Annotated in this window: 12 protein-coding genes; 6 read left to right on the top strand and 6 right to left on the bottom strand. The window is 36.7% G+C overall.

The window, feature by feature from the left end:
- Positions 1-30 precede the first annotated feature (30 nt).
- From IEW94_RS08280 to IEW94_RS08290, 3 genes are all read left to right on the top strand, one after another.
- Positions 31-372 carry a T9SS type A sorting domain-containing protein gene (locus tag IEW94_RS08280; protein WP_188651887.1) on the top strand — a complete coding sequence of 114 codons (342 nt, stop codon included), beginning with the start codon at positions 31-33 and terminating at the stop codon, positions 370-372.
- Between the two features lie 107 nt (positions 373-479).
- The gene (locus tag IEW94_RS08285; RefSeq protein WP_188651889.1) at positions 480-2,255 is read left to right on the top strand and encodes a T9SS type A sorting domain-containing protein; all 1,776 of its coding nucleotides are present in this window, start codon (positions 480-482) and stop codon (positions 2,253-2,255) included.
- A 135-nt stretch (positions 2,256-2,390) separates the two neighbouring features.
- Positions 2,391-3,371, top strand: coding sequence for a LuxE/PaaK family acyltransferase (locus IEW94_RS08290; RefSeq protein ID WP_188651891.1), 981 nt, complete (start codon positions 2,391-2,393; stop codon positions 3,369-3,371).
- A gap of 128 nt (positions 3,372-3,499) precedes the next feature.
- Here the strand turns inward: IEW94_RS08290 and tyrS are convergent, their stop codons facing one another.
- On the bottom strand, positions 3,500-4,795 hold the full coding sequence (tyrS, locus tag IEW94_RS08295) for a tyrosine--tRNA ligase (RefSeq protein ID WP_188651893.1): 1,296 nt from the start codon (positions 4,793-4,795) through the stop codon (positions 3,500-3,502).
- Between the two features lie 87 nt (positions 4,796-4,882).
- Here tyrS and IEW94_RS08300 point away from each other — a divergent pair, with 87 nt between their 5' ends.
- Positions 4,883-5,893 carry an NAD-dependent epimerase/dehydratase family protein gene (locus tag IEW94_RS08300; protein ID WP_188651895.1) on the top strand — a complete coding sequence of 337 codons (1,011 nt, stop codon included), beginning with the start codon at positions 4,883-4,885 and terminating at the stop codon, positions 5,891-5,893.
- On the opposite strand, the gene IEW94_RS08305 is transcribed toward IEW94_RS08300, so the two are convergent.
- Genes IEW94_RS08305 through IEW94_RS08315 form a run of 3 tightly spaced genes read right to left on the bottom strand, consistent with a single transcriptional unit; the run spans position 5,853 to position 8,469 of the window.
- A complete protein-coding gene (locus IEW94_RS08305) occupies positions 5,853-6,368 on the bottom strand; it encodes a DUF4296 domain-containing protein (RefSeq protein WP_188651897.1) in 516 nt (171 codons plus the stop codon). The genes IEW94_RS08300 and IEW94_RS08305 overlap by 41 nt on opposite strands.
- Before the next feature lie 23 nt (positions 6,369-6,391).
- Positions 6,392-7,738 (bottom strand): dihydroorotase, encoded by a 1,347-nt coding sequence (locus IEW94_RS08310; RefSeq protein ID WP_188651899.1) that lies wholly within the window; start codon positions 7,736-7,738, stop codon positions 6,392-6,394.
- Between the two features lie 8 nt (positions 7,739-7,746).
- The gene (locus IEW94_RS08315; protein WP_188651901.1) at positions 7,747-8,469 is read right to left on the bottom strand and encodes a polyprenol monophosphomannose synthase; all 723 of its coding nucleotides are present in this window, start codon (positions 8,467-8,469) and stop codon (positions 7,747-7,749) included.
- A gap of 165 nt (positions 8,470-8,634) precedes the next feature.
- Here IEW94_RS08315 and IEW94_RS08320 point away from each other — a divergent pair, with 165 nt between their 5' ends.
- Both IEW94_RS08320 and IEW94_RS08325 read left to right on the top strand, forming a co-directional pair.
- Positions 8,635-9,282, top strand: coding sequence for a DUF4271 domain-containing protein (locus IEW94_RS08320; RefSeq protein WP_188651902.1), 648 nt, complete (start codon positions 8,635-8,637; stop codon positions 9,280-9,282).
- A 22-nt stretch (positions 9,283-9,304) separates the two neighbouring features.
- Entirely contained in the window at positions 9,305-10,054 is a 750-nt protein-coding gene (locus IEW94_RS08325) for a uroporphyrinogen-III synthase (RefSeq protein ID WP_188651904.1), read from the top strand.
- Between the two features lie 60 nt (positions 10,055-10,114).
- On the opposite strand, the gene pckA is transcribed toward IEW94_RS08325, so the two are convergent.
- Entirely contained in the window at positions 10,115-11,731 is a 1,617-nt protein-coding gene (gene pckA / locus IEW94_RS08330) for a phosphoenolpyruvate carboxykinase (ATP) (RefSeq protein ID WP_188651907.1), read from the bottom strand.
- 66 nt (positions 11,732-11,797) lie between these two features.
- Positions 11,798-12,190: a DUF423 domain-containing protein gene (locus IEW94_RS08335; RefSeq protein WP_188651909.1), complete on the bottom strand. Its 393-nt coding sequence runs from the start codon at positions 12,188-12,190 to the stop codon at positions 11,798-11,800.
- Positions 12,191-12,229 lie beyond the last annotated feature (39 nt).

Genomic DNA, 12,229 nt, shown 5'->3' on the forward strand with positions numbered 1-12,229 from the left:
GTTTAAATTTAACTAGTTAAAAAACCTACTATGCAAAAAAACTACGTTGTAACACTTATTGTTTTGTTTTTGTTTTTGATATCTGCCCCAGGATTTTCTCAAACAACAGCAACTAAACTGCCCCAACAAGAGCATATTGAAGGGCTCTCCATATACCCAAATCCCGTGAGCAATGGTAAACAATATATATACATTACCTCAAAACGCGGATTAAACAAAACCATTGCTGTTTATAATGTGTTGGGGAAACAAATTTCCTCAACCCTATTAACAGGCAAAGAATTTAATATTTCGCAACTCAGTACGGGCGTTTATATTTTAAAGATTACCGAAAACAACACTAGTGAAACTAGAAAATTAGTGATAAAGTAACCGTAACGTTATTTCATTGTAAAAAAACAGCCCTTTGGCTGTTTTTTTTGTTTTATGTGCATTTAAATTCTTATTTTTATGATTCAATTAATTAATCCTCTCATATTATGAAAAAACTTTACATTTTATTTTTTACGATTTTAATTTCTGGCGTTTCTTTTGGGCAATCGGTATTTATCAATGAAATCCATTATGATGACTCAGGCGCTAGTGATTCTGGTGAAGGCTTTGAAATTGCCGGGCCTGCTGGTACTGATTTAAGCACATACACAGTGACTTTATATAATGGAAGTAACAGCTCGGCTTACAATACTATTGGATTATCAGGAACCATTCCTGATGAAGGAGGCTCTGGCTATGGAGCTGTTTGGTTTGGTCTTCCGACCAATGGTATGCAAAATGGCTCTCCTGATGGTCTTTCGCTTGATAACGGTGGAACTTTAATTCAATTTTTAAGCTATGAAGGTACTATAACTGCAATTGGTGGTGCTGCTGATACTGTGCTTTCCACAGATATAGGAGTTTCTGAAACAAACTCAACTCCCGTTGGTTACTCCTTACAATTAACTGGAAGTGGTACCGATTATACAAATTTCACTTGGGCTACTGAATCAGCTGCAACTCATGGGGCAATAAATACTGGACAAACCTTTGGTACACCTGTTCCTTCCCTTACTATTAGTGACGGTCCAGCAAATGGAGACACATTGGTTGGCGATCCCGAAACAGCAACTGCAAACAATGCGAATGTTGATTTTACAACAACAAACTTTGATATGTCCAACGATGCAGGAGGAGGTGTAAGTGACAATTCAGGTGACGGGTATATTATATGGTCTGTAGAAAACACCAATGGCAATGTGTTTGTAGATGGCGGTAGTGTGTTTACATCAAACGATCCTAATACAACATACCCTATAACAGGTTTAGCTGTTGGGGAGACCTATTTTTTTAGAGCAGAATTGGTAGACAACAATGGTGATCCATTAAGTTCCCCTATAGTGTATTCATTTACCATGACCATCGCTACATATACAGATGTTCCTGATTTGGCAACACTTAGAAGTCAAGTTGTTGACCCTGATTTATATTACCGTGTCACTGGACCCGTAATCAATACTTGGTCTGTCCCTGACACTGCATTAACCATGTATTTTCAAGATGGAACAGCAGGTATTATGGTCTACGACCCTAATTATTCAACACATGCATATAATACAGGTGATGCTGTGTCAAACATTAGAGGTCATTTAGAAGAAGTAAGCGGCGTATTGCAATTAATCCCAAGTGATGCTGACTGGGCTACACCAACTACAACTGGAAACAGTCCCGCTGTTCCAACAGTTACCATAGCTACTCTCCTGACCAATTGGAACGATTATGAATCTCAATTGGTTAATATTAATAACGCTACTTTTGCTGATGCTGGTGGTACATTTGTTACTGCTATTGGTTCCACAGGAAATTACAATATTTCTGATTCTAGTGGCACCACAATTTTTAGAAGTGCGTTTAGTAACGCTGATTACATTGGTTCAACCATCCCTTCAGGGAATCAAAATCTTGTTGTTATTGTTTCTGAGTATTTCGGAACAGTTCAAGTAACTTCTAGAAGTTTATCAGACATTACCCTAGATTCAAAATCATTTGAACTGAATTCATTTAAAATGTACCCAAATCCAACAAGTTTAGGATATGTCAAACTTTTAAGCAAAAATAATGCGCCTATGACCATATCGGTTTTTGATATGTTAGGCAAACAAGTGCTTCATAAAGCGGTTAAAAACAACACCCTTGATGTATCTAGTTTAAAGACTGGTTTATATCTTATGAAAGTATCTCAAGATAATGCGAGCATCACTAAAAAATTAGTGGTTCAATAAGCATAATTCCATTTTATTTTAAAGGCGTTGCAGTAGCAACGCCTTTTTTATTCATCATAAAATGCCATACTTTTGCATGGTATGTTCTCGATACAAAATTGACATGCAATTTTCACTCGAACTGACAATTTTTAAATGATAGACACTAATGCCATTTTTAATATTGATTCTGAACAAGCGTTCCATGAGATGGCCTTGGATGTTTTTAACTATCAATTTAAGAACAATAAAGTCTATCGGTCGTTTTGTGATTTGCTGTATATCCACCCCAGTGATGTGCAGAACATAGAACAGATTCCGTTTTTACCCATTCAGTTTTTTAAAACCCATACTGTTGTCAATTCACAGAATCCTGTGCAAACAACGTTCACAAGTTCAGGAACTACCGGAAGTGCCACAAGCAGACATGGCGTTACTGATCTTTCCATTTATGAAAGAAGCTTTCAGAAAGGATTCGAACACTTTTATGGTGCTGTTCAAGAGTATGTGGTTTTAGCCTTGTTACCGTCGTATCTGGAGCGTCAAGGCTCGTCCTTAATTTATATGGTCGACGCCATGATTAAGCAATCCAAGCATCCTGAAAGCGGATTTTACCTTAGCAATTTGGATGAATTAAAAAACACTTTAATCCAATTGGATTCCAAAGGAAAAAAGGTTTTGCTTATTGGCGTGTCTTTTGCTTTATTGGATTTGATTGAAACCTATCAATTTCAATTAAGCTATACCATTGTTATGGAAACTGGCGGTATGAAAGGACGACGAAAAGAATTGATTCGGGATGAACTTCACGACTTGTTAAAACAAGGTTTTGGTGTGGATACCATTCATAGTGAATATGGTATGACCGAACTGTTGAGCCAAGCCTATTCCAAAGGTAATGGTCATTTTGATTGTCCGCCTTGGATGCGTGTTTTAACCCGTGACACTGAAGATGCATTACATATTCAAAGTATAGGAAAAACAGGAGGCATCAATATCATTGATTTGGCCAATATAAATTCATGCTCGTTTATTGCCACACAAGACTTAGGGCGTGTTCACCAAAACGGTTCGTTTGAAGTCATTGGCCGTTTTGACCATTCTGATATTCGAGGCTGTAATTTAATGGTGCTTTAGTTTTAAAACTACACACATTTTATGTAAGGTTTAAAGAGCTTTTACGACCAAAACAACAGTTATGAAAAAGAAAATTTTTATAGCTGGTTGGTTAGTTTTAAAGCCTGATAATCCCTATCAGGCTTTTTTTATGAGATACGTAAAATGAAATAATTTTTTTTGCCTCGTTGCAACAATACAAATTTGTCATTGATTAAGTCTGATTCCGTAATGGTATAGCCCTCTTTGACTTTTTCTTTGTTGACCGAAATGGAGTTTTCCTTTAAGGCGCGTCTGGCCTCACCATTTGATTTTAAAAATCCACCTTGTTCAGCCAAAGCTGCAATGATGTCCAGCCCGTTTTCAATATCAGCTTTAGCAATCTCTGTTTGCGGCACACCATCAAACACATCCAAAAAGGTCTGCTCATTCAAGTGTTTTAAATCGTCACCGGTTGAGTTTCCAAATAAAATATTACTAGCTTTTATAGCATTCTCCAAATCCTCCTGAGAGTGAACCATAATGGTAATTTCTTCAGCCAAACGCTTCTGTAACACTCGTAAATGTGGCGCTTCTTGGTGTTCTTTTACCAAGGCATTAATCTCATCTTCAGATAAAAACGTAAAAATCTTAATATACTTTTCAGCATCTTCATCACTGGAGTTGAGCCAATATTGATAGAATTTATACGGTGAGGTTCTATTGGCATCCAGCCAAACGTTACCGCCTTCAGATTTTCCAAATTTGGAACCGTCCGACTTAGTGATGAGTGGACAGGTAATGGCATATCCCTTACCGTTTCCTATTCGTCTTATCAATTCAGTACCGGTAGTGATATTTCCCCATTGGTCGCTACCCCCCATTTGGATGGTACAGTTTTTCTCTTGATATAAATGCAAAAAGTCATAGCCTTGCACCAACTGATAGGTGAATTCGGTAAAACTCATGCCCTCAGAAGCATCTGATGAAATCCTGTTTTTTACAGAATCTTTGGCCATCATGTAGTTTACGGTAATATGCTTACCTACATCACGAATAAATCCCAAGAATGAAAAGTCTTTCATCCAGTCGTAATTATTTACCAAAATAGCCGCATTATCAGCATCACTTTCAAAATCAAGAAAATGGGCCAGCTGTTTTTTTATGGCTTCCTGATTATGGCGCAAGGTGGTTTCGTCCAACAAATTCCGCTCATTGGATTTTCCGGATGGATCACCAATCATTCCGGTTGCACCGCCAACCAATGCCACCGGACGATGGCCACAGCGTTGGTAATGTGCCAACAACATGATGGGCACCAAATTGCCAATGTGTAAAGAATCTGCCGTGGGGTCAAAGCCTACATAAGCACTGCGCATGCCTTCCATTAAATGTTCTTCTGCGCCTGGCATAACGGTGTGTATCATGCCTCTCCAAGTCAATTCTTCAACAAAATTCTTTATCATGTTTTAATATTTTTGGTAATCTACGGCAAAGATAAAAATCAATGTATAATTACTGCCGAATTATGAATAATTCTTTACATTAGTTGCATGGTTTTAGTTACAGGAAGTACGGGTTTGGTGGGTGCGCATTTACTCTATAAACTGGTGAGCAACGGCGAAAAAGTAAGGGCTCTTTACAGAACGGATCGCAAGTTGGCCAACGTAAAAAATGTGTTTGCTTGTTATACAGATAATTACTCGTCGCTGTTTGATGCTATTGACTGGGTTCAAGGTGATATTTTGGATATTCCATCGCTTACCGAAGCGTTTAAAGGCGTTGATTATGTATATCACTGTGCTGCGTTTGTGTCTTTTGAACCCGATAAATATCAGTTGTTAAGAAAAACCAATATTGAAGGTACCGCAAACGTAGTCAACCTAAGTATTGCAAATCCCATAAAAAAGTTGTGCTATGTAAGCTCAATTGCTGCCATAGGCACTCCGGTTAATTCCACTCACATCACCGAAGAAACTGAATGGAATCCTGAAAACCCAAACAATGTATATGCCATAACCAAATACGGCGCCGAGATGGAAGTTTGGCGAGGTACTCAAGAAGGATTGCAGACCGTTATTGTGAATCCTGGTGTAATTCTAGGAGGTGGTATCTGGCGGTATGGCAGCGGCAGTTTATTTAAGAAAGCACATAAAGGGCTTAAATACTATACATCAGGTACTGTTGGTCTTGTAGATGTTGCCGATGTGGTTTCAATAATGATTGCCTTAACCAACAGTGACATTTCCAATGAACGGTTTATTTTGGTGGCAGAAAGTTGGGCATACAAAGATTTTTTGCAGACCATGGCAAAATCAGTCAATGCCTCACCTCCCCAAAAAATGGCTCCTCAATGGTTGTTGCAACTGGCTTGGAGATTGGATTGGCTAGTACATAAACTCACTGGCAAGCGGCGTCAATTAACCAAGCATTTGGTAGTGGCCTTATCTTCAAAAAACGTGCATGATAATTCTAAAATAAAAGCAAGTCTGAATATTGAATTCAAAAATGTTGCAGATAGTATCAACGAGATTGGGCAGCTTTATCTGAAACAGGTTCAATAAGTCTTGGTTCAGGTCTGTTTAGTTTGAGTTTGCGTATTGAATCTTGAGTGGCTCGCAATGCAACTGAATCCTTTACCATCAAAGCATTTATGGAATCTTTCTTTCTTATTTTGCTTATAGAATCTTGCTTTCTTTTCTCTTTGAGTTCTTCTTTTTCCAGCTCTTTATAGAATTCATTGAGCGCCTCTAAACTGTCCTTGACCTTATTGTAAATGGCTTCATAATCATTAATATAAAACGAATAATACGCATTATTTGAAGCAAAAGTTAAACTGTCAATATGATACTTTTTATAAATATAATCATCAGAATAAACGCCATTATCTTCTAAGATTTTTCTGTTGGAACCATTTGAAGATGCCATTAATTTTAAATCGATGATAATATTAACCATCTCCTTTTTTGAAAGTAGGTGTTTGGGTTTGTCCGGCTTATTAAAGGTGTAGCAAGACACCATCAATACACCGGAAATCATATATAACAAAAATCGTTTAACCATTATCTATCAAAAGTTAAGCGTTTGGCAGATTTTATATTATGGAATTTAAAATTCTCATAGACTAAATTCCCATTCAAATAGGTATGGGTTATTCGCGACTTAAACGTGGTGCCTTCAAATGGAGACCAACCACATTTATAGAGAATGTTGTCCTTTTTTACAGTCCAAGGATTATTTAAATCTACCAAAACCAAATCGGCATAATAGCCTTCTTTAAGAAAACCACGTTTTTCAACTTGAAATAAAATAGCCGGATTATGGCACATTTTTTCAACCACTTTCTCAAGCGAAATCTTACCCCTGTGGTACATTTCCAACATGGCCGGCAATGCATGTTGCACCAATGGCCCACCAGAAGGCGCTTTGGTATACACGTTTTTCTTTTCGTCTAGGGTATGTGGTGCATGATCGGTAGCAATAACATCTATTCTATCATCCAGTAAAGCTTCCCAAAGTTGGTCGCGGTCTTTTTTGGTTTTTACGGCAGGATTCCATTTGATAAATGCTCCTTTTTTGTCATAATCTTCATCTGAAAACCATAAATGATGAATGCACACCTCGGCCGTTATTTTTTTGTTTTTTAATGGGATTTTGTTGCTGAATAAGTTAGTTTCCTTTCCTGTTGACAAATGAAACACATGGAGTCTGGCTCCTGTTTTTTTAGCCAATTCAATAGCGCTTGAAGACGATAAATAACAGGCTTCCTCACTTCTGATTTCCGGATGGCATTTCATGGGAATATCGTCCCCATACTTGGCCAGATAGGTTTCAAGATTTGCCTTTATGGTTGCTTCATCCTCACAATGGACCGATATCAATAAATTGGTACTTTTAAATATCTTCTCAAGAACTTTTGGGTCATCAACCAACATGTTTCCGGTTGAAGATCCTAAAAATAATTTCAATCCAGCTACTTGAGTGGCATCAACTTTTAAGATTTCCTCTAAATTGTCATTGGTGCCACCAAACATAAAGGAATAGTTAGCAGACGATGTCTTTGCTGCTATCTCAAATTTCTTATCCAGTTCTTCAATGGTCGTGGTTTGCGGATTGGTGTTTGGCATTTCAATAAACGATGTAATACCTCCTGCAATAGCCGCTCTAGATTCGGTTTCAATGGTTGCTTTGTGGGTCAATCCGGGTTCCCTAAAATGTACTTGGTCATCAATAACACCGGGCAAAACATATTTGCCTTCTGCGTCAACAACATGTACATCGGATGATTTGGCACTGATGGATTCACTTATTTCTTTTATAAGCTCACCTTCTATTAATATATCCCCATTGAGTATGGTTCCCTCATTTACAATATGGGCATTTTTTATGAGTATTGTTTTTTGCTTCATAATCCTTTCTACGGTTTGAAAATACTTTTAATTTTCATTGAAATGACTCCAAAAATGGCTTCTGAAATAATGCCTGAACTCAATTTGGATTCACCTTTGGTTCTATCGGTAAATATAACTGGAATTTCAACTATTTTAAACTTTTTAAGATAGGCTTTAAATTTCATCTCAATTTGAAACGCATATCCTATAAATTTAATAGCATTTAAATCCAATGTTTCAAGTACTTGCCGTTTGTAACATACAAATCCTGCCGTTGTGTCCCGTATGCTCATTCCTGTTATGATTCGCACATATACCGATGCCAAATAGGACATGAGCACTCGGTTCAAGGGCCAATTTACAACATTAACACCTTTTATGTAGCGGGACCCAATGGCCACATCAGCACCATTTTCGTCACAAGCGTTGTATAGCCTTATGAGATCTTTGGGATCATGTGAGAAATCGGCATCCATCTCAAAAATATGCGAGTATGTTTTATTTAAAGCCCATTTAAATCCATGAATGTAGGCTGTTCCTAAACCTGCTTTTTCTGTTCTGGACTCTAAAAATAACTGTTTTGGAAATTCCTCTTGAAGTTCCTTAACCTTTAACGCGGTTAAATCTGGGGAATTATCATCAACAATAAGTACGTGCACAAATTCAGATTGTGAAAATACCGCTCTGATGATCGCTTCAATATTTTCAATCTCGTTATAGGTTGGTATAATTACAACGGCGTTTTTCATCTAGCTTTTTAATGGTTTCAAATATCCTAAAAAAAGGAAACATGTTTCTAGGACTCATTAAAACCGTTTAATTTTCAGCAAATGTACATTATTTAAAAGATACTTTTTTTTAAATATTCCTTAATAATTTCAAACATGTGTCATTATTTGTGATAATTTTATGGCATGCTACGCCACGAACAAACATATGAGTTATTCACTATTTTAATAGTGTTGGGCATTGCTTTTATTGCCACTGCAAAAGCAATATTCCCAAGACGTTTCAATGATTTTGTACAAGTGTTGGGCAACTCAAAATATCTTAAGATTTATGCTAGGGAACAGAAGTTTTTTGACAAATTTGATGCTTTACTCTTTGCTAATTTAGTGCTCTCATTATCCATTTTTGGATATATATGCCTGCAATATTCTGAAAACCTGTTTGCCCCCAAAATCGATGTCATGTTTAAATTGGCATTTGGAATAGCCACTTTCATTTTAATAAAAGTCTTACTTGAACGATTGATTGGAAGCCTTTTTGAAATTGACAAATTAATTGACCAATATCTCTTTCAAAAAATAAGTTATAAAAACTTTTTGGGGCTGATTTTAGTCCCTATCAATTTACTGCTAATCTTTAGTATAAGGCCTTCATTAATTATTATTTATGTAATTGTCATGCTACTGTTAATTATAAACATAGTGGGCTTAATTACTACTATTAAAACACATCAAAGTTTAATAAAACAGAACTTTTTTTATTTTATTTTGTATCTTTGCGCTCTTGAAATAGCACCGTATATCATAATATATAAGGTGTTTACTTCAAACTAACTAAAGTAACTACTTGCGCCCTATGAAAGTGAAAACCATTTTAGTATCTCAACCAGAACCTAAAATAGAAAATTCGCCTTATTTTGATCTTCAAGAAAAGCAAAAGGTGAAAATAGATTTCCGCCCTTTTATTCACGTAGAAGGTGTACCCGCTAAAGAAATTAGACAACAAAAAGTAGATTTGAATAACTACACGGCTATTATTTTAACTAGTAGAAATGCCGTTGACCACTTTTTTAGAGTAGCTGAAGAAATGCGATTTAAAGTGCCTGATACCATGAAATATTTTTGTCAGTCTGAAGCTGTTGCTTTCTATTTACAGAAATATGTGGTTTACAGAAAACGTAAAATCTATGTAGGCAAAAGATCTTTTTCAGAGCTTTCGCCTTTAATTAAAAAATATAAGGACGAAAAATTCTTATTACCAAATACTGACAAGGTCAAACCTGAAGTACCAGAAACCATGAATGCGCTTGGTGTTAACTGGAAACTTGCTACGTTTTATAAAACCGTCATTAGTGACTTGTCTGATTTAGCCGATGTTTATTATGATGTCTTGGTGTTTTTCAGTCCGTCCGGAATAGAGTCATTGTTCCATAATTTCCCTGATTTCAAACAAAACAATACCCGTATTGCTGTTTTTGGCGATACCACTATCAAAGCTGTTGAGGAAAAAGGATTGCGTGTTGATATAGCGGCTCCAACCAAGGAAACACCATCCATGACCATGGCCTTGGAAAAATATATTGAAAAGGTCAATAAAGGAAAATAATTAAAACATTACATTATAAAAAAAGAGAGCAACTTTTAAAAGTTGCTCTCTTTTTTATAACTAAAAAGCATATCGCTGCGGGCCACCTCGGCGAATCTCCTCGCTGGCATAAGCTTCGTACTTTTTAAAGTTTTCACGAAAGGCATTGGTTAATTTAAAAGCTGTTTTATAGTAGGCGTCATCATTGTTCCAAGTTGCCCTCGGACTTAAAACACGGGTAGGAACCCCTGGACATTCTCTTGGTTGTGCCACTCCAAAAACAGAATGAATGTGATACTTGTCATAAGTATATAATCCCAAATCCCCATTCAATACGGCATGAATCATGGCGCGTGTATATTGGAGTTTCATTCGGGTTCCAACACCATACGGCCCGCCAGTCCAACCGGTGTTGACCAACCAAACATTCACACCTGCTTCTTTCATTTTTTTGCTTAACATATCAGCATATTCGGTTGGATGCAATGGCATAAATGGCGCACCAAAACACGCAGAAAATGAGGGCTGTGGTTCTATAACACCGGCTTCTGTACCAGCCACTTTTGCAGTATAGCCCGATATAAAATGATAAGCTGCTTGGCTTGGCGTTAATTTAGATATGGGAGGCAAGACCCCAAACGCATCAGCCGTTAAAAAAAAGATGTTTTTTGGGTTTTTGCCCATTGAAGGCTTTTGTATGTTTTCTATATGGTCAATTGGGTAACTCACCCTTGTGTTTTGCGTAATAGACGTATCTGCAAAATCCACTTGTCCATTACTATCCAAAATAACGTTCTCTAAAATAGCTCCCGGTTTAATGGCATTATATATTTCAGGTTCATGGTCAGCCGATAGATTAATCACTTTGGCATAACAGCCACCTTCAAAGTTAAAAATGGTGTTTTCTTTAGTCCAGCCATGTTCATCATCACCTATTAGACTTCTATTGGGATCTGTAGATAATGTAGTTTTACCGGTTCCAGATAATCCAAAAAATATAGCCGTATCACCATCTTTTCCAACATTGGCACTGCAATGCATGGGAAGTGTGTTTTTGTAAACTGGCAGAATAAAATTCAAAGCTGAAAAAATTCCTTTCTTAATCTCTCCTGTATAACCGGTTCCTCCAATAAGGGCAATTTTTTTTGAAAAGTTTAAAATGGCAAAATTATGTTGGCGTGTACCATCCTCTTTTGGGTCTGCCATAAATCCAGGTGCATTGATAACCGTCCATTCTGGTTGAAAATGTTCCAACTCCTTTTCGGATGGACGCAAAAACATATTGTATGCAAATTGATTGCTCCAGGGAAACTCTGTAATAACCCTGATATTCAATTTGTAATCCTTATCAGAACATGCATAACTATCCCTTACAAAAACCTCTTTGTTAGACAGATAATTCACAACCTTGTCATAGAGTTTATCAAAGTTGTCTGGATCAAATGGAATGTTTATGGGGCCCCACCAAACTTTGTCATGGGTCACTTCATCCTTAACAATGAAACGATCTTGAGGGGAACGCCCAGTAAATTCACCTGTGTTAACCGCCAAAGCACCTGTAGATGTCTCCACACCTTGCTTTTTTTCAATGGTAATATTGTGAAGTTCCTTTGGGTCGAGTTGGTATCTTACTGTGGCATTTTTAATCCCGTATTGTTCTAACGAAATCGTTTTCGTAACTTGGTTGTGATACGTCATAATTTTCAATAAAAATGATTATTCCGCAAAATTAAAACAATATTTTAAAGTAAACACTTTAAATTTTTAATTATTGCCATTCATTTTTATGAAATTCACAAATAAGATTCCCCAAGCCAAAATGAAACACAATCCTCCTATCGGTGTGATAAATCCTATGGTTTTAAAATCAAAAGTTGTTAACATATTTGTTGCCAATCCGTAAATTGAGCCAGAAAAAAACAGCCAACCAACTACAGTAAAGTAAAAAATTAACTTTTTTGATTTGACAGAAACATAGGATGTGCTCCCCACAAAAAGCAGAAACAGTGCATGATACATTTGATATCGCACTCCGGTTTCAAACGTTTTTACGAATTCTAAAGGTATGAGTTCCTTTAAACCATGAGCTGCAAAAGCTCCTAAAATAATGCCCGTAAACCCTAAAAATGTAGCCGTGATTAGTATTGTTTTGTTCATATTATTACTTGTTGTGAGTTTATTAAACCCTATGTATTT

It is taken from the genome of Yeosuana aromativorans (assembly GCF_014646655.1).
In the GTDB taxonomy this organism is placed as follows: Bacteria; Bacteroidota; Bacteroidia; order Flavobacteriales; family Flavobacteriaceae; genus Yeosuana; species Yeosuana aromativorans.